This window comes from Plastoroseomonas arctica (genome assembly GCF_018128965.1).
GTDB classification, from domain to species: Bacteria; Pseudomonadota; Alphaproteobacteria; order Acetobacterales; family Acetobacteraceae; genus Plastoroseomonas; species Plastoroseomonas arctica.
In genome coordinates this window covers 1-17,917 of sequence record NZ_JAAEDH010000024.1, presented here as the reverse complement: position 1 = coordinate 17,917, position 17,917 = coordinate 1, and the positions used below count along the sequence as shown (strand labels likewise).

Here is a 17,917-nt window from a genome sequence, read left to right as displayed (position 1 = left end):
TCATCCCCCGCATATGGGTGCTGTGCATGACCGGCGCGACGACGCTCCATCTCCTGTGCGGCAAGATCGCCTCCGGCAAGTCCATGCTCGCCGCGCAACTGGCAGCGCGACCGGGAACGCTGCTGGTCAGCGAGACCATTAGACCGCGACGCTGTTCGGGCCAGAGCTTCGCACCACTGAGGATTACGGACGCCTCTCGGCGCGGCTGACGGCGGCGATGCAGCCGCATCTCGTCGAGTTCCTGCGCCAGGGCCTCTCAATCGTCCTGGATTTTCACGCGAACACGCTCAAGCGCCGGGCATGGATGCGATCCCTGATCGACGCCGCCGGCGCCGCGCATGAGCTGCACTGGCTGGACGTACCGGACGCGCTCTTCGCCCAACGTCTGCGCACCCTCAACGCCGCGGCCGAGCATCCCTTCCCCGTCACTGAGGCCGAGTTCGCCCAGTTCACGCCCACTTCGCCCCACCTTTGCCGGAGGAAGGCTTCATCATCACCCGCCACACGCCCTGGATCCCTGGCGCCCTGGCCGGGGGCGTTTATGCTGCCCGCGAGAGAGAGGGACGTCATGGACGAGGATTTCCGCAAGGCCGCGCTCGACTACCACCGCTATCCGCGGCCGGGAAAGCTGAGCGTCGAGCCGACCAAGCGCATGGCCACGCAGCGCGATCTCGGCCTCGCCTATTCCCCCGGCGTCGCCGCCGCCTGCGAGGAAATCGCGAAGGACCCCGACCGCGCCTATGACTACACCTCGCGCGGGAACATGGTCGCCGTCATCACCAACGGAACCGCGGTGCTCGGCCTGGGTGCGATCGGCGCGCTGGCGAGCAAGCCCGTGATGGAGGGCAAGGCGGTGCTCTTCAAGAAATTCGCCGGCATCGATTCCATCGACATCGAGATTGACGAGAACGACCCCGAGAAGCTGATCACCATCATCGCCGCGCTCGAGCCCTCCTTCGGCGCCATCAACCTCGAGGACATCAAGGCGCCCGAGTGCTTCATCGTGGAGAAGGCGCTCCGCGAACGCATGAAGATCCCCGTCTTCCATGACGACCAGCACGGCACCGCCATCATCGTCGCCGCGGCCATCCGCAACGGGCTGCTGCTGCAGGGCAAGCGGCTCGAAGACGTCAAGCTGGTCAACACCGGCGGCGGTGCGGCCGCGCTCGCCTGCCTCGACCTGCTGTGTTCGATGGGGCTGAAGCGCGAGAACGTCACCGTCGTCGACATCAAGGGCGTGGTCTACGAAGGCCGCAACGAGCTGATGGACCCGTGGAAGGATCGCTACGCGCGGGCGACCAGCGAACGCACCCTCGAAGACGCGCTGCCGGGCGCGGACATCTTTCTCGGCCTCTCGGCACCCCGCATCCTCAAGCCGGAATGGCTCGCCCTGCTGGCCCCGCGCCCGCTGGTCCTGGCGCTCGCCAATCCCGAGCCCGAGATCCTGCCCGAGGCGGTGCGCGCCGCGCGCCCCGACGCGATCGTGGCGACGGGCCGGACGGACTATCCGAACCAAGTCAATAATGTCCTGTGCTTCCCCTTCATCTTCCGCGGTGCGCTGGATGTGGGCGCGACCTCGATCAACGAGGCGATGAAGGTCGCCGCCGTGGAGGCCATCGCCAAGCTCGCCCGCGTCGAGGCCTCCGAGGTCGTCGCCGCCGCCTATGGCGGGCAGGCGCCGATCTTCGGCCCGGACTACATCATTCCCAAACCCTTCGACCCGCGGCTGATCCTGGAGATCGCCCCCGCCGTCGCGCGCGCCGCGATGGCGAGCGGCGCCGCGCGGCGCCCGATCGAGGATTTCGCCGCCTATCACGGCGAGCTCGAACGCTTCGTCTTCCGCTCGGGCAACCTGATGCGCCCGGTGATCGAGGCGGCGCGCAAGAACCCTCGCCGCGTGGTCTATGCCGAAGGCGCGGACGAACGCACCCTGCGCGCCGTGCAGACCGTGCTCGACGAGGGCATCGCCGAGCCCATCCTGCTCGGCGACCGCGCGGTGATCGAGGCGCGCGCGCTCTCCCTCGGCCTGCGCATGGATTTCGCCGAGAGCGTCCGCATCATCGACCCCGCGACGGATGAGGGCATCTTCGCGCCGTTGCGCGCGCTGTATCGCGGCAAGGTCGGCCGCCGCGGCACCCCGCCCGACGCCGCCGACCGCCTGGTCGGCGAAAGCCACACGGTGGCCGCGGCCCTGCTGCTCGAAGCCGGGCATGCGGATGCCGCCATCTGCGGCGGCACCGGCGACTGGATGGGCCATTTCCACCACGCGCATGACGTGATCGGGCGCGCCGACGGGGTCGGGCGCTGCTACGCGCTCTCCGCCGTCATCATGCCCAATGGCGTGCTGTTCGTGGTGGACACGCACCTGGTGCTGGAGCCCTCGCCGGCGCAGATCGCGGAGATGACACTGCTCGCTGCCGAACAGGTGCGCGGCTTCGGCGTGGTGCCGAAGGTGGCGCTGCTGTCGCATTCCTCCTTCGGTGCCTCGGGGGCCGATTCCGCCCGGCGGATGCGCCAGGCCCTCGCCCTGATCCGCGAGGTCGCGCCGGGGCTCGAGGTCGATGGCGAGATGCACGCCGACGCCGCGCTGATCCCGCTGATCCGCGACCGCGCGGTGCCCGACAGCACGCTGGAGGGGGCCGCGAACCTGCTGGTGATGCCCAATGTCGATGCCGCGAACATCGCCTTCAACCTGCTCAAGGCGGCCGCCGACGGGCTGCAGGTGGGCCCGATCCTGCTGGGCACCCGCAAGCCCATCCATGTGCTGGTCCCCTCGGTGACGGCGCGGGGGATCGTGAACCTCACGGCCCTCGCGGTGGCGCAGTCCCTGGCGCCGTAGCGGCCTCGCGCAGCGGCCGGAAGAAGGCCGCGATATCGGCGGCCAGGGCAGCGGGCTGCTCCATCGCGGCGAAATGCCCGCCCTTGGGCATGACCGTCCAGCGCCGGATGTCGGTGTAGCTGCGCGCGGCAATGCTGCGCGGCGGGCGGCGGATTTCGCGCGGGAAGGCGGCATAACCCATCGGCACGTCGACGGTGCGCCCCTCGGGGATCGGCCAGGCGCCGTGCAGCCGCGCGTAATAGGGCCAGAAGGACGCGCCGATGCAGCCGGTGAACCAGTACAGCGCGATGTTCGCGAGCATCCGGTCGCGGTCCACGGCGCTTTCGATGGCGCCGTCATTGTCCGTCCAGGCATGGAATTTCTCGGCGATCCAGGCGGCGAGGCCGGCCGGGCTGTCGGTCAGCGCGAAGGCCAGCGTCTGCGGGCGCGTGCCCTGGATCGCCTGGTAGCCGGCCTCCTCGCGCAGCCATTCGGCCACCTCGGCGGCGTAGCGCGCTTCCTCCGCGGTGGGATTCGCCGGCGGCGGCACGTCCGGGCGCATCGCGAGAAGATTGATGTGGATGCCGATCAGCGTCTCCGCATGCACCGCCCCGAGGTTCGAGGCGATGGAGGCGCCCCAGTCACCCCCCTGGGCGGCGAAGCGCGGATAGCCGAGCACCTTGGTCATCAGCTCCGCCAGGCAATCCGCGATTTCGGCGACGCCGAAGCGCGGCTGGCCCGGCGCGAAGGACAGGCCATAGCCGGGCAGCGAGGGTGCGACGACCGTGAAGGCATCGGCCGGATCGCCACCGAAGGCAGCGGGGTCGGTCAGGCGCGGGATGATGTCGAGGAACTCGAACACCGAGCCCGGCCAGCCATGCATCAGCAGCAGCGGCGTCGGGTTCGGCCCCTTCCCCGGCACGTGCAGGCCATGCAGGTCGATGCCGTGCAGGGGAACCGTGAATTGCGGAAAAGCATTGAGCGCCGCCTCCTGCGCGCGCCAGTCGAAGCCGTGCTGCCAATACGCGATGAGGTCGCCCAGACAGGCGACGTCGGTGCCATAGGCCCAGGGCGCGCCCGGCGCCTGGTCCGGCAGGCGGGTCAGCGCGAGGCGGGTGCTGAGGTCGGCCAGGGCTTCGTCGGGAATGGCGAGGCGGAACGGGGTCATGGGATCCTCCCGGGACGGGCGCGCAGCCGAGCGCCGCCCGGGTGCCGCGTCAAGCGCCGGCGCGCATTCGCCGGTTCCCTCGCCCCCGCATCCCTGCTTCGATGCGGAAAAAGCAAGAGGGAACGATCATGGGCCTCACCCGTCGCGCCACGCTTGGGCTGCTCGCCGCCGCGCCGGCCGCCGCCCAGACCCGCGCCTTTCCCAGCCGCGCCATCCGCTGCGTGGTGCCGAGTGCCGCCGGTGGCTACGACACCTATGCCCGCATCATGGCCCCGCGCCTGGCGGAACTCCTCGGCCAGCCGGTGGTGGTGGACAACCGGCCCGGCGCGAACGGCAATATCGGCATGGCGGAGGTGCAGCGCAGCCCCGCCGATGGCCACACCATCATGTTCGCCCATGTCGGTGCGCTGACCATCAACACGGCCATCTACCGCAACATGCCGCTGAACCCGGTGGAGGAACTCGCCGCCGTGGCAGTGGCCGTGACCTCGCCGCTGGTGTGGGTGGTGAACCCTGGCGTGCCGTTCCACACCATGGCCGAGCTGATGGCCGCCGCCCGCGCCGCGCCGGAGCAATGGCGCTATGCGCTGCCGAGCTCGGGCAGCATCAACCACCTGGTCGTCGAGGATTTCAAGCGCCGGCACGGGCTGGTCATCCCCGCGGTTCCGTACCGCTCCACGCCGCAGGCTCAGATGGACGTGATCGCGGGGCAGGTGCCGATCATGCTGGACAGCCTCGGCGCCGGGTACGGGCACATCGCGGGCGGCCGGTTCCGGGCGCTGGCGGTGACGGCGCGGGAGCGGTCGGCGCGGCTGCCCGACGTGCCCTCGATGGTGGAGCTGGGGCTGGACCCGCGCGAATTCGTCGCCTGGTACGCCTTCATGGCCCCCAAGGGGGTACCGGCGGAGGTGATCGGCCGGCTGAACGCGGCGGTGAACCAGGTGCTGGGCGAGGAAATGATCGTGGCGCGCATCCGGGAGCTGGGGGCGGCACCGCGGGTGACGACGCCGAGCGAGAGCCTGGCCTTCATGCGGGCGGAGCAGGCGGATTTCACGGCGATCGCGCGGGCCGGGGGGATCGAGGTGGAGTGAGTGCGCCGGCAAGGCAGGCCGGCGTTGAACCGATCCGGTCAACCTCTGTAGGCTGGTTGGACAACAAGAAGACATCGGGAGGAATGCCATGATGAAACGTAGGACCTTGGTGCCGCTGTTGGCCGCGACGGCCGGGCTTGCCGCGGGGGGCAACAGGGCGCTTGCCCAGGCCGAGGGCCTGACGCCCTTGTTCAACGGCCGCGATTTCACCGGCTGGGACCGCGTCGGCGATGCGAACTGGCGGGTGGAGGATGGCGCCTTCGTCGCCGACCGCGGCAACGGCTTCCTGGTGACCCAGCGCGACTACCGCGACTTCCACCTGCGCGCCGAGTTCTACGTGGACACCACCGCCAACAGCGGCATCTTCATCCGCTGCACCAACCCCACGACGATCGGCACGGCGAATGCCTATGAGGTGAACATCTGGGATGAGCGGCCGGAGCAGCGCTACGGCACCGGCGCGATCGTGGATGTCGCCGCCGTCGATCCCATGCCGCGGGCGAGCGGGCGATGGAACCTCTACGAGATCACCGCGGCAGGCGATGTCTTCACTGTGGTGCTGAACGGGCAGAAGACGGCCGATGGCGTGCGGAATGCGCAGTTCGCGACGGGGCGGATCGCGTTGCAGCACGGGCTGGGGGTTCCGGGGCCGGGGGGTGCGGTAAATGACCGCGGGGTGGTGCGGTTTAGGAAGGTGGATATCCGCGTGGGGTGAGTGGTGCGCCGGCACGGTGTGAGAACTCACTAGGCCCGCAGGTCAGGCCGCGATTGAGGGATCACCGGCCGAGGTCGTGAATCGAATGGCTCGGACGGGCGGGGATTGGACGGTGCGACGCCCCTCCTCACCGCCCGATTTGCGCAAGGATCCCCGCATCCTTGATGGCCGTGTCATTGGCCAGAAGAAAGACCTTCGAGAGGATGGCTGACAGCAGGCGATCGCCCTCGAACGGAAGCAAGATGTTCGGCGCGCCTGACTTCATGTCGGGGACGATGCAAAGATAGCGGTGCTCGGGCTCGATGAAGACATTCCCCGAGCCCAGATGGATCGCATAGCGCGCGCGCTTGCCCTGGACGAACAGGTGGCGGTCATCGAAGGCGCAGCATGCCGCGATGGCGAGCTTCGGCACCAGCATCTGCAGGAATTCGCGGCGTGACCGGGCGCTCTCGCTGAGAGCGCCGGTGTTGAAATCCTGCCAGTAGCGATCCCCGGCCTGACGCCGCCACTGGTCGGGATGATGGGCATGGGCGCCCGCGTCCAGCCAGTTCGGGTCGTGGCCGATGGAGGCGACGCCCACGAAGAGGTCGGCGTCGCGCATCACCTCGGAAAAGACCACCGGCGGGATGTCGGCGACCGGGATGGTCTCGTCCTGCAGGGTCAGGTGGCGGCCGCCATCGCGGCGCCAATCGCCGGCATCGGCGAGGCGACGGAAGCGGATTCGGTCGGTCTTCAGGAACAGATAGGCCTGGGCATCCGTCACCTCCGGGTCATCGCCGCCGGCGCCCTCGGTCCAGAATTCGGCGGCGAGCCCATGGGCGGGAATCTTGATGTGCGTCGGCTCGTCATTGCGCACATCGGCCCAGATGCGCGATCGGGCGGACCAGCCGCGCAAGCGCGCGAGCGCGTTGGATTGTGCCTGGCGGATGATGTGGCCGGCGAAGCGGTTGGAATAGGTGCCGGTGGCGGCCTCGGCCGGGGTGAGGGGGTAGGTCTCGCGATGCGCCTGCTTGATCGGCTGGGTGATGCCGTGGCGGATGAGGAAGTCGCGCCAGTCGGTGACCGCGTCGGGCTCGGCGGGTGTCAGTGGGTGCCAGAAGGTCAGGGTGTCGCCCTCCTCGATCGCCGGAAGCGAGCGGTCATCGGCGGCGATGGGGGTTTGGCCATCGCGGAGGAAAAGGGTGCGGGCGGGGCCACCATCGGCCGGCGCAAGCCGCCAGACGAGACGTGCGGCGAGCCAGTTGAGCAGCGGGTGTTCGAGGTAGCGTTCGCGGAACTCGCGCCCGGTCCAACTGGTGCCGGTGATCCAGCTGCGCTCGAGACGCAGGCGGTGGGAGGGCAGCGTCTGGGCGATTTCAGTGGCGGTCGCCTTGAGGGATTTGAGGGTGGCGGCGCTGTCCGCGTCCGACTTGACCGCGACCGGTGTCGATTTGAGCGGCTTGCCGGTCGGCCCGGTCAGCGTGACGGCGGCTTCGGTGCTGCTGGTGATGGCGAGGGTGGCGGTGATCCCGCCGGCGAGGTTTTGGGTGATGGTGCCGGCGGCATCCAGCCCATGGCTAGGGGTGGCGATCTCCTCCAGCGCCTCGATGGTGAGGCCGGCCTGGATAGCGGCCTCGGCCATGGCCTTGGCGAGTAGTTTGGAAATGCGCTCGTCGCGGACGCGGCGGCGGATGCGGCCGAGCGCGGTAACGGCCTCCGGCGTCGCGATGCGGCCGAGCGCCCAGATGCAGGCGTTCACGCCGATCAGCGAGCGGTATTGGAAGCCGCCCTCGGGGTGCACGATGCGAACCAGCGAGGCGAGAGCGACTTCGAGAATGAACTCGACACTGGATGCGTCGAGCGACTTCAGCCAGATGATGCCGCGCAGGATGGTGTCATTTTCGGTGGACAGAAGGTTGGGGTCAACGTGTCCATATCGCGCGGGGCGCGAGAACGGGTTCCGGATCATGACCGCATTGACGATGGCGGCGTCTGTCGATCCCCCGAACAACGCGATCTCTTTCAGCGCACGACGCTCATAGTCGCGATAGTACTGCACGCAGCGAAAGGCAACAGCCTCCGAAATTGGGAGAAGAGATGTGTTGAACGTCTTGATCCACTCGGCACACGTCGCAACAACAGAGGCGCACTCGGCCGAACCCAGCAAGGCCGAGGCAGCGTTCAGCCATGTTTTCGACGGCGTGGACGAGCGGGCCTTTGACAGTAAGGCAATCAAGGTTCCGTCGGCGCAGCGCCTGAGGGCCTCGTGTTTGACAACTTCCTTATCAGCCCAATCGAAAGGGGGATTGGGGAGGAGTTTCTCAGCGAGGGCGCGACTTTCCAATAACCAGGGACGGTCCACCCAGACGTGAATCCAGCTTGAATGTGGATACCAGGCTGCATGGGCCAAGCACGGTTCAGCCCAACCCCTCTCCGAAGTTTCGGCACGGCGATAGATCGCGGCGGCCTCCAGCATCCATGCTGGCGGGGATGGGCGAATGCTGGCTGCCGCGCGAAGCGGAACCGCCCTAAACAAGGGAAAATCGTCCAGGCACCCGTCTGGATACAGCGGTACCTGCACGCTATTGGCGATCGTCCACCGTAGTGCCGCGTCGCGAAAGCAAGCGTTATCGACAGCACGAGCCTTATCGCACCACTGCTTGGCTTCCGACGCGAAACTCTCTGTCGCCTCGACATAGGCACGGATGAGTTGAAAATCCTCGATTGAGACCAGACCGGTCGTGCCGGAGACCGGATTTCGAAAACCCCGTGGCGGATCGATGCCAATGAGGCTGGACGCTCGCGCTTCCAGTTCAGCCGCGACCAGCGCGTTGTCGTGAAGCCCATGCGGCTGATTGGCTCGAAAGACCTCCCAGGCCCGCCTGAGCGGCGCATGATTGGCGTAGGCCTCGGGATCGCCGCGCTCCATCGTCCTGCAGACCCGATGAAATCCCGAAATTGCTCGGCCCTGATGCCGCTCCCGCCCGGATAGGGCGGTGAAATAGGCGGCGGCCGCTTCCGGGCAGGTATCGGAGAAATGCTTGCAAAGTGCCTCGAATACCAGACTGCGCAACAGGTGCGTGCTGGGGTGGGGGAATGAATCATAGGGGAGCAATTCCAAGCGCTCAGACTCGGACAAGCTGACCAGAGCATCGATGGAAACGGTAAGATCGCAGCACCGCAGAAGGTCCAGGCGCTGTGCATCGGACGAGGCGATCACGGCCGCATCAATGCTTTCCTCGTAAAGGACCCTGTATTGGGGAGAGGGATATGGAGCATTGTTTTGAGGCCTCCGATCCGGCTGCCGCGAGGCGGGCTGAGCTGCGCGCCAGGCGGCGGCTTGGTCGATGAGGGTCCGGAACGCTGACTGGGCGGCGGTCCAAGATTCCGGCGCAGGTGCCGGGGGCATCGGCTGCTGGAGACCGAACAGCTTGCGCAGGAAGTCGCTCATCGCCCTGGTTCAGCCGCTGACCAGCGGCACCAGCCGGATGAAGGTGATCATCGTCGCAGGCGTCAGCGTGATGGGGGCGTCCAGCGCGGTGACCTGGCGGTCATCGACGGTGACGAAAAACGCGTTGCGGTGGAACCCGTCCAGCGCGAGGGCGATGGCGTCCTCCAGCGTCCTTAGACCGTGGCGGGCAGCGTCGTAGGGGTAATGGACCAGTGGGCGCCCCGCGGCCGCGGCCTGATCCGCGCGGTCCTCCCATTCCAGCGTCACCCGCTCGCGGATTAGGTCTTCGAGGGTGATTGGCACGCCTGCGGCGAAAGACAGCGTGGGGCCGGGCTCAGCGGCGCGCGCCATGACCTGATCATGGAGTGTAATGGGGATCATGGCCGACTTGCCTGTTTGGATTGTCGCTATACTAGCGTTGTTGCGCGCGCGTTGTGAATGGCTTTCGCGGCGCGGCAATGGCGCACTGGTGCCGACTCGGGGAATTGAACCCCGGACCTACTGATTACGAATCAGTTGCGATCAATGCGCGCAGCTACGCACCTTGCGCCAGAACCTCCTATTATCCTTGTTATTTTCGGCTTTCGAAAGGTAAGCAGCTCCTGCGGGACGCCATGAGTACCCAAAGCGGACCCGCCTAACGGGTCCGCTACGGGTCCGCTGGAGGTTCGAAATCGAGAGGATTATGCGGGTGCCCAAGCTGACCGAACGTTTCATTGACAGCTTCAAGCCCGAAGGCTCCTCCAAAGATCGGCTGACTTTCGACACCGTCACACGAGGCCTTGGGGTACGAGCCTATCGAACCCGGGGCGATGGGGTGACAGCCGGGATCGAGCGGGTCTTTCTCGTCCAGTGGACCGACAAGGCGACGGGGCGGAAGCAACGTGTCCCGCTGGGACTGTGGGGGGCGATCACGCTTGAGCAGGCACGGGGCGCCGCACAGGCTCGCTTGGGGCGAGTCGCACAAGGGATCAATCCGGCTGCCGAGCGTGCGTCGGCGAAGGCAGCGGATGAAGCGTCACGCGTTGCGGCAGCAGCTGCGAAAGAAACTGCCCGCTTTACGCTCGAAGGCCTCATCGATGACTGGATGAAGCTGCACCTTGCCAGCCGTCGTGTGCGCTACTCAACGGAGGCCGAGAGGGCGCTGCGTCACGCGTTCGCTGCCCATTTAGCAAAGCCTGCGGCTGCCCTCACGCATGAGGCGGTGACGGCGATCCTTGATCGCCAGGTGGCTGCGGGCCACCCCCCAATGGCAGCACGAACAATGGCCTATGGCCGGGCATGCTATAGCTGGGCGCTCAAGCGCCGCCGCCTCACGCTCAATCCATTTGCCGGACTTCCGAGCATCGAGCGGGGCGCTCCTGCCCGTGACCGCGTGCTGACAGATACGGAAATCGGTGCCGTGTGGCGCGCTGCTGGCACCCTGGGCGAGCCCTTCGGAACGATCACGAAGCTGCTGCTACTGACCGCCCAACGGCGCGAGGAAGTGGCGGGCTTGCGCTGGTCAGAACTTGCCCTGGATCTCGCCACATGGACCGTGCCGTCTGCACGGACAAAGAATGCCAAGGCACATGTCGTGCACTTGTCGCAGCCCGCCCGCTTGCTTCTTGGCGCGGTGCGGCGCGTGGAAGGGCAAGAGCTGGTTTTCAGCACGACTGGCGCCACCCCCCCGAGCGGGTTCAGCCGAGCAAAGACCAAAGTCGATGCCGGGATGGCGCAGGAAGCTGCCGCAGACCTTCCGCCGCGGTCCAAAAAACACAAGAGAGGCGGCAACTGTATTGCGTTAGGTTGGCGATTTCATGACTTTCGCCGATCTGCGGTTACTTGGCTGGCCGGCGCAGGCTTCCCGCCACATGTTGCCGACAGGCTGCTCAACCACGTTACCGGCAGCATTGGCGGCGTGGCGGCAATCTACCAACGCGCCGAGTTCCTTGCCGAGCGCAAGGCGGCGCTGGAAGCCTGGGGAGCGCATGTCCTGCGATGCGGCGAGGGCGCTAGTGCGGATGGCAATATGAAATAATCGTGCGGTGGTGTGGCGCAGTCGCAAGAACGGTTGCCCGAGAGGCAATCCCTATCCGTGTTCGATCCCACTCCGAATGCCGGGCTGACCGCAAATTAGATCATCACTGAACTGCAACTTGCCGCCGACTAGATTCTCCGTCGGCAAAATCGAGTTTCGAAGAAACGGGGTATGGGTGCGGTTAGGCGGATGCCACCCGCAGCCGCTCCTCCATCGAACCGCATCCATGCTTAGTCGTTCTGCGAATGGAACTGGTAGCTGCTGATCGTCGGAAGAACCGTCACTCATTGGCATTGGCTTTGGGCGCTACGATCCCGCAATGATCGGCAAAGCCTTCTCGACCATGCTTGAGATCGATCCGATATATCCAAACGGCCCTTGAGGCTGCTTCCCAGGGATTTGAGGATAGTTTTTGAGGATCCCTTGTCCGAAGCTTTGCCCCGGATTTACGCGAGAAACTCGAGGGACTCTGCGCGCTAATCGTCAGGGACTTTCTTCCCCTCAAAAGCTTGCTGCAATGATGAGATCGCGTCCGGACATCCCGTAGCGGTTCATGGTACGTAATTGACGGTCGCTTGGGCTGAAGATCATGTTCGTGTATCAGGCGCCGCAGATGCCCGCGACTCCTCCTGGTTACTGATCAGCCTCCTGTTTGAAGTTAGCTTCCGACCACAATGAACGGTGCCCAAAAGGCGGGATGGCGAAAGACTTGAGCCTGATCATTCATCATCGTCAGAATTGCAGCACGCAGCGCACCTGCAATTGGGCGTCCAGGTAAGGCGCGAAGCTCTTGAACAAACAAGGTGGTCAATTGGATGGTCGCGCGATCGTCGACAGCCCAATGACTCACCAGGAGGTTTCTCGCTCCCGCGTGCAGGAAGGCGCGCGCAAGACCAGAGAGTGCGTCCGCATAGGCACCTGACTCCGGCGCGGCTGTGTTGCAGGCCGACAGGATGATCAAATCTGCATCGAGCTCTAGGGCGGCAACGTCGGACGCGGTCAGCAGGCCCTCGTAGGGGATATCCTCGTCTGCAGGGGTCAGGACGATGGCCGGCTCGGTCAACAGCGGCAACTCGCCCGCCATGAGCGCGTGTGTGGCGAAAGCGATGGTGCGGAACCGCCTGGGAATGGCCGCGATGAACCCGCGTTCCGTTGCCTGAGCCTCTAGCAGGATGGTGCTCTGCGGCTCGCCAAAGGTTCTGGCCATTGCGCGCAGCTCGTCGGCCGAGCCTGGAAGCAGCGACAGGTTGCTCAACGCGTTGCGCAGGTCGGGATGTGAGCCTCGGGAGGCAAGCTGACTAGGCGTCGCGTAAAGGCTCGTCTGAGGATTGCCAACGCCCAAGAAGGCCATTGGTGCCGTTGACGACGTCCGGTTTGCGGCCCTGGCCTCCACCAGCGAGCCCACCGACGGCGTCACGGTGACGGCAAAATCCTGGACCAGCCAGCGATTGCCAGGTCCGAGCAGAAGGTGCGGCGACATCGACTGGAATGGGCTATCGGGAACGATCAGAAGCTGATCGATGCTCCGCTCCAGATCGCGGAGGGCCGGGTGGATGAGGATGTCATAAAGGTCGCGTGCCGCGCGAATGCTGAACTCAACGGGTGGATTGCGGGCGAGATCGACGCCGTCTCGCAGCAAACGTGCCTGCTGCATCAGCCAGCTCCGCGCGACGTCGATCACGACGGCCCTGGCGGAGGAGCGGGTGATTGTCCAAAGCAGGACGTAATCGGCGAACACGGCTGGCATCAGCAGAACTTCGTCGGCCGACAGGCTGGCTTGCGTCGCGGCCAGTGTGGCCGGGCGCTGCTCCAGGAAACGTGCATAGTCGGGAAACTGCCGGGCAAGCACCCGGTGCTGCGTCGTCATGGCACCGCGCAGTGCGTCGCGATGGGCGATGAGGCGGTTCATCTCGCCTGCGGGCGCACCTCCGGCACGATTGGCCGCGGCCAGAATGATGGCGTTGGCTTGCCGCCAGGCGTCTCGTGTTTCTTCCCGCTCCCTGAGGAGCCGGGCGAGGTCGCCGCTTCCGCTGGCACGACGGCCGGCTGCACGCCGCAAGGCCTCGCCTGCCCGCGTTGTCAGGGCTTCCTGCGTTGCCAAGAACGCCTCGGACGACGCGGGCGCGTCGGCACCATGGACGTCGATAAGGATGCGCGCCTGCGCTCCAAAGATCTCCCGAGCGCCTCTGCGCTGCATTTCTGAGGATCCTGACCCCGCATCCTCCACAGCAGCGATGCGGCCCCGCAGCGTGGCCATTCCACGCCGGATATCTTCAAGAGACCCGCTGCGGTCACCGGCTTTCAGGCGAAGCTCGGCGCGCGCGGTGATGGCGTCCGCGTAGCGTACCGTCCCGGTGTCACCCAATCCGCCATAGATGCCGATGGCACGCTCCAGCGCCCCTGCCGCCTCGACATACTCGCCGGTCCTGGTCAGCAAGCGGCCCAGTCGGACCAGCGAAAAGCCAAGGTCCGGGGAGTTCACGCCACGCGCGGCGGCGACCTGTACCTGCGCATAGCGGTAGGATGCGGTCGCCTGTACGAGCTGGCTCCTCTTTTCCTGAACCAGTCCTTGCAGGACATACGCCAAGCCTTGCAGACGGCTGTCGGGCGGCGGCGCAACGCGGAACGCTCTCAGAGCCGCCTGTGCGCGCTGCTCCGCGAGGTCAAGATGACCGTTCTGCACGGCGATCCAGGAGCGCTCAAGCTGGGTTGAGTGGAACTGGGACGATGTCGGGCCGAGCGCGTGTTCCAGAATGCCTGCGGCGCGTGAGAGGAAGCGCTCGGCGGCGACCAGATCGCCAAGTTCCGCATGGATGCTGCCGAGGCTATGCAGAACTCTGGCATAGGCGGGATGCGCTTCCCCCAACGAAGCCGCGTAGATGGCGAGAGCCGCCAAGCCTGCCTCGGCCGCTTCAGGCAAGCGGCCGCGCTCGAAGCGTGACGTCGTGAGCAACAGCAGGGCATGGCCGGCAACCACATCGCCGGGACCAGCAGCCTGGACGGCCTGCACGAGCACAGTCTCCGCGGCCGCCGGATTGCCGTCACGCAGCAGGAGATGGCCGCGCGCGTAGTCGACCTGGCGCCGCATGAGCGGCGCCGCTTCCGCCGCGGATTGCGCCCGACCCACGGCAGCACGCGCCGCGGACATATTCCCCGCCTCGATCCACGCGGTCGAAAGGTTTATGAGCGCTGCGACGATCGCTTCGTCTCTCGGCATGCTCCCCGGCAGCGACGCCAGGAGGGCCACGCTGCGTTCGAACGCCGCGGCGGCGCTGTCGAGCTGGACAAGCTCGAGCCGCGCTCTCCCCAAGGCACCAGCGGCGTCGGCCGCCGCCGCAATGTCGACGCGCTCCAAGGCGGGAAGGGCCAGCGACAGCAACTGCTCGGCACGTGGGAAGCTACCGTGCTGCTCGTGCAGGCGAGCGAGTTCCCGGCGAAGCCTGGCACCGAGAATTGGCTCCGTCCGAAAGGCTGGCAGCAGGCGCTCCGCCTCGTGTAGATGCGCTCTTGCGCGGGCCGGATCGGTAGCAAGTCGCGCCGCCTCAAGTCGCAGCACGGCGAGGTCCTGCGGCGCGATGCGCTGGCCGGCGCGGGCGAACACGTCGGAAAGCGAACGCTCGGCGGCCGCGGGATCGCCTGCGGCGGCGGTCGCGCGCGCTGTTGCCAGGGCGGCCGCCGCGTCGGGCGGCGACTGGGCCGGGGCCGGTGCTGCGCCAAGCACCAGTACGACCAAGGCCGCGCGCAAGGTAAGGGGCGCGATACCGAGGCGCCACGGCAGAGCGGCCCGGCCCAGGATGCTCCTCCACCAGGAAAGCCGGCGGCCGCTCCACCCGGCGGGTAAGCCGCATCTCGCCGCCTGCAGAGTCTCGCCCGGCCTCTCCATCAAGGGCGCGGGGTCCCCACAAACACCCCGTTCGCGCCATAAGGACCGGTGGAGCGGATGCCAAATACGCCGCCCACCGCGCCGGGCGTGCCATTGGCGATCGGCCCGGCATTGAAGAACCCGCCACGCACCGCCAGCGTCCGGTCGCCCGTCGTGCCGCTGCCGGCAAACACCGCGGAGCCACCTGGCATCGCGAGGCCGGCCGTGTAGGCGGCGCCGTCGAACTGAGCGCTGAAGCCGCCTGCGCGACGGGCGAAATCCCAGCTCTGCTGGAAGTTTCCCACCACCGTGGCCACACGGCCGGGCCCCACCGCCGTTCCGATCATGCCGCCGGTATAGCTCGCCGTGCCGGTCAGGGTGGATAGCACGGATGGTTCGACCAGCCGCCCGGCGACCCAGAAGCCCATGCCCACATACTCCCGCGTGCTGGCACCGTCGGCCTGCGGGACTAGGTCCCCAAGGAACAACCCCCAGGCAAGATGGGCGTTGCTCGGCGGCATTACGCCGCCGCCGGCGATCCCGGCGCGGGTGTCCGCATCCACGCTGGCCATCGCTGCCTGTCCCGGGATTACCGCGGCAAAGGTCGCGTCGGAGGCGAAGGCGCTGGTGGGTGCGCCGGTCGGGCCGTTCCCGCCGAAGCGCAGCGTGCGCGGCGTGGCGGCGCCGGTGCCCGCCGGCGCCGCCAGCGGGTCCGAGGCAAGCTCGCCCACTGCCGCCGGCGCGGTCCGGATCGAGGCGACGAACTCGCTGGCGCCGGCGCCGCGTGTGACGGCGACCGCGGTCGGATCGTCGCCGGTCACCGCATGGTAACCGAGCTGACCATTGCCCAGCGGCACCTCCGCGATGCCGGCGGCGAAACCTTGCAGCGTGCGTCCGTCCTCGGTGCGGCCGGGCCCATCCACGGGGCCGACGCCGGTGGCCAGCCGGGTGAAGCCGTAGGGCGTCGTCCCACCACCGCCGACCGGCGTCACCGATCCCGGCCGCACCGCCGGCGCGTTGGGACGGCCCAGCCGGGGATCGGTTTCTCCCACTAGGAAGTGGCCGATCGCGCCGCCGCCGGCCGCGACGATGCTCGGATCGGTGTTGGGTAGCAGGTGGCCGGAATAGGCGTCGCCCGCGGTGGCCAGGGAGCCGGTGGTGCCTCGGACCGCCAGGCTGCCGCCGGGACCGAGCCGGGCCGAGCCGACCGTCGCAGCACTCAGCGCCAGGCCGCCGCCATCGGGCAGGACGAGTAGCCCGCCCACCGTGATGCCGGCGCTGCTCCGCCCGTCCGGCGCCACCTGAAGGTCCAGGCGCATCGCGGGGTGGCGGTTGCCCTCGCCGGCGACGACCAGCAGGTGGGTGTCGCCGCGCGTGGCTTCGGGGACGAAGCTCTCCTCCGGACGGAAGGCGTTGTAGGTGGAGAAGGCGCGGGGCCGGCCGAAGGCCGCGTCGGGCGTCAAGAACTGGGCGGCGATGGTGGATCCGGCATCGGCGCGCCAGCCGCCGGGCCGGTTGATGTTGGGCTGGCCGTCCGGACCGAGCGGGTTCAGCCCGTCGGAGATCGCGTAGCGCACCACCGTGCCAGGCGTGAGGCCGGCCGGGCCGGCGCCGGGCAGCCTGCCATCGGCGGGAGTGGCGATCGGCTGGCCACCGGCCACGATGAAGCGTTCGCCCGGCAGGATGCCGCGCTCGCGGGTGATGGCCTCGGAACCCTCGGTGACCTTGTCGATGATGAACACGAGCTGCACGCCCGGGGCGACCGTCGTGATCCGCGTCTCGAACTCGGGCGTCGAGGTGCTGGTTGGCTCAACCCGCGTCTGGACGATTCCCGGATTTGGGCCGCCCGTCGCGTTGGTGTTGACGACGGGATCCGACGCCGAGGGCAGCGGCGAGCCGCGCGTCGCGGCGAGGCCGTTGCCGCCGGCGAGCGCGAAAACCTCGCCCTGCGGTGCCGCGGTCCGCACGCCGGGCGGCCGCGTCGGAACCTCGAGCACTGAGCCCGCGCGGTGTGCGGCGGTGACCGGCACGGCGCGGAGGCTGTCGCTGGTGCGCGTGCCGTTGTCGGCGAAGTCGAACACCAGCGGGTTGCCCAGCGCGTCGCGCAGCAACTGGCCGTTCGCGACATCGGCCAAGACGTTCGACGCCTCGAAGCGGAAGCGCCGCGGCTGGCCGTTGGCGTCGCGCAGCAGTTCGCCGTTGGTGGTGTCGCGCACGACGAAATTGCGAACGTCGCGGCTGACCGAGGGCGCTACCGTGTCGCTGACGCTGAAGCGCACGGTATTCTGCGGATTGGGTTGCAGTGGCACGTTGCTGTCGCCGCCACCGGTGCCGAGCAGCTGCAGGTTGACGACGAAGACATTCGCGACCGCGTCGTAGAAGGACGCGCCCGCGCCCTGCGGCAATGCGGTCTGCGTCAGGTTGCGGAAGCGCGCGGCAGGGATGTCGCCGCCCGGGCCGCCGCCGGCGAGGGTGCCGGCATCGGCGCGCCGCCCGGTCGGATTGGCCGCCGTGCGGGCGCCGGAGAACTCGGGGTTGATACGCCGCACCCGCCCGGTCGAGAGGCTTCGCCGTTCCTCCATGCCGACGACCGGCGTCTGCGGCTCCTGCGCGCCGACCTGCTGGTCGGCGCTGGGTGGTGCGCCGAATTGCGAGCTGCCGTCGAGGTTGGTCGCCAGGCTGTTCAGCCCCGGCGCGGCCAGCGGCGATTCCTGCGCCGCCGTGCCGGAGAAGGCCGCGGCGGCCAAGGCGAAGCCCTGCGCGGTGCGGCGCGCGGACCCCGGCCCCCCCCCGGGCTCGCCGCTGCCTCCGGT

Annotated in this window: 10 protein-coding genes, 1 tRNA gene and 1 pseudogene; 6 read left to right on the top strand and 6 right to left on the bottom strand. The window is 67.8% G+C overall.

Going from position 1 to position 17,917, the window contains the following annotated elements; genetic code table 11:
- Nucleotides 1-26: 26 nt before the first annotated feature.
- The 3 genes and pseudogenes from GXW79_RS21520 to GXW79_RS17940 all read left to right on the top strand — a co-directional run bounded on the left by GXW79_RS21520 (nt 27) and on the right by GXW79_RS17940 (nt 2,839).
- Entirely contained in the window at nt 27-209 is a 183-nt protein-coding gene (locus GXW79_RS21520) for an ATP-binding protein (RefSeq protein ID WP_246504100.1), read from the top strand.
- Nucleotides 152-391: pseudogene (locus GXW79_RS21515) on the top strand (AAA family ATPase); the annotation flags it as partial. The gene GXW79_RS21520 and the pseudogene GXW79_RS21515, both read left to right, overlap by 58 nt.
- Nucleotides 392-568: 177 nt before the next feature.
- On the top strand, nt 569-2,839 hold the full coding sequence (locus GXW79_RS17940; protein ID WP_211875821.1) for an NADP-dependent malic enzyme: 2,271 nt from the start codon (nt 569-571) through the stop codon (nt 2,837-2,839).
- Here GXW79_RS17940 and GXW79_RS17935 read toward each other — a convergent pair.
- Nucleotides 2,802-3,986, bottom strand: a complete 1,185-nt coding sequence (locus GXW79_RS17935) for an epoxide hydrolase family protein (RefSeq protein WP_211875820.1) — start codon at nt 3,984-3,986, stop codon at nt 2,802-2,804. The two genes, GXW79_RS17940 and GXW79_RS17935, sit on opposite strands and share 38 nt — an antisense overlap.
- A 128-nt stretch (nt 3,987-4,114) precedes the next feature.
- Between GXW79_RS17935 and GXW79_RS17930 the strand changes: the two genes are divergently transcribed.
- Nucleotides 4,115-5,077 (top strand): Bug family tripartite tricarboxylate transporter substrate binding protein, encoded by a 963-nt coding sequence (locus tag GXW79_RS17930; RefSeq protein ID WP_211875819.1) that lies wholly within the window; start codon nt 4,115-4,117, stop codon nt 5,075-5,077.
- An 88-nt stretch (nt 5,078-5,165) separates the two neighbouring features.
- A complete protein-coding gene (locus GXW79_RS17925; protein WP_211875818.1) occupies nt 5,166-5,792 on the top strand; it encodes a 3-keto-disaccharide hydrolase in 627 nt (208 codons plus the stop codon).
- A gap of 127 nt (nt 5,793-5,919) precedes the next feature.
- Here GXW79_RS17925 and GXW79_RS17920 read toward each other — a convergent pair whose 3' ends face one another.
- The 3 genes from GXW79_RS17920 to GXW79_RS17910 form a co-directional block, all read right to left on the bottom strand.
- The gene (locus GXW79_RS17920; RefSeq protein WP_211875817.1) at nt 5,920-9,222 is read right to left on the bottom strand and encodes a DUF4132 domain-containing protein; all 3,303 of its coding nucleotides are present in this window, start codon (nt 9,220-9,222) and stop codon (nt 5,920-5,922) included.
- Nucleotides 9,223-9,231: 9 nt separating this feature from the next.
- Entirely contained in the window at nt 9,232-9,573 is a 342-nt protein-coding gene (locus GXW79_RS17915; protein ID WP_211875816.1) for a hypothetical protein, read from the bottom strand.
- A 116-nt stretch (nt 9,574-9,689) separates the two neighbouring features.
- A tRNA-Thr gene (locus GXW79_RS17910) sits at nt 9,690-9,764 on the bottom strand.
- Nucleotides 9,765-9,913: 149 nt separating this feature from the next.
- On the opposite strand from GXW79_RS17910, the gene GXW79_RS17905 reads away from it, so the two are divergent.
- Nucleotides 9,914-11,242, top strand: a complete 1,329-nt coding sequence (locus GXW79_RS17905) for a tyrosine-type recombinase/integrase (protein ID WP_211875815.1) — start codon at nt 9,914-9,916, stop codon at nt 11,240-11,242.
- Between the two features lie 658 nt (nt 11,243-11,900).
- Here GXW79_RS17905 and GXW79_RS17900 read toward each other — a convergent pair.
- Both GXW79_RS17900 and GXW79_RS17895 read right to left on the bottom strand, forming a co-directional pair.
- Entirely contained in the window at nt 11,901-14,975 is a 3,075-nt protein-coding gene (locus GXW79_RS17900) for a CHAT domain-containing tetratricopeptide repeat protein (RefSeq protein WP_211875814.1), read from the bottom strand.
- A gap of 149 nt (nt 14,976-15,124) precedes the next feature.
- The coding region (locus tag GXW79_RS17895; RefSeq protein ID WP_211875813.1) for a hypothetical protein at nt 15,125-17,917 on the bottom strand (2,793 nt) is incomplete at its 5' end.

Coding starts and splice junctions, on each gene's coding strand:
- GXW79_RS17920 (WP_211875817.1), bottom strand. CDS start 9,222: ATGAGCGACTTCCTGCGCAAGCTGTTCGGTCTCCAGCAGCCGATGCCC.
- GXW79_RS21520 (WP_246504100.1), top strand. CDS start 27: ATGACCGGCGCGACGACGCTCCATCTCCTGTGCGGCAAGATCGCCTCC.
- GXW79_RS17925 (WP_211875818.1), top strand. CDS start 5,166: ATGATGAAACGTAGGACCTTGGTGCCGCTGTTGGCCGCGACGGCCGGG.
- GXW79_RS17915 (WP_211875816.1), bottom strand. CDS start 9,573: ATGGCGCGCGCCGCTGAGCCCGGCCCCACGCTGTCTTTCGCCGCAGGC.
- GXW79_RS17930 (WP_211875819.1), top strand. CDS start 4,115: ATGGGCCTCACCCGTCGCGCCACGCTTGGGCTGCTCGCCGCCGCGCCG.
- GXW79_RS17935 (WP_211875820.1), bottom strand. CDS start 3,986: ATGACCCCGTTCCGCCTCGCCATTCCCGACGAAGCCCTGGCCGACCTC.
- GXW79_RS17940 (WP_211875821.1), top strand. CDS start 569: ATGGACGAGGATTTCCGCAAGGCCGCGCTCGACTACCACCGCTATCCG.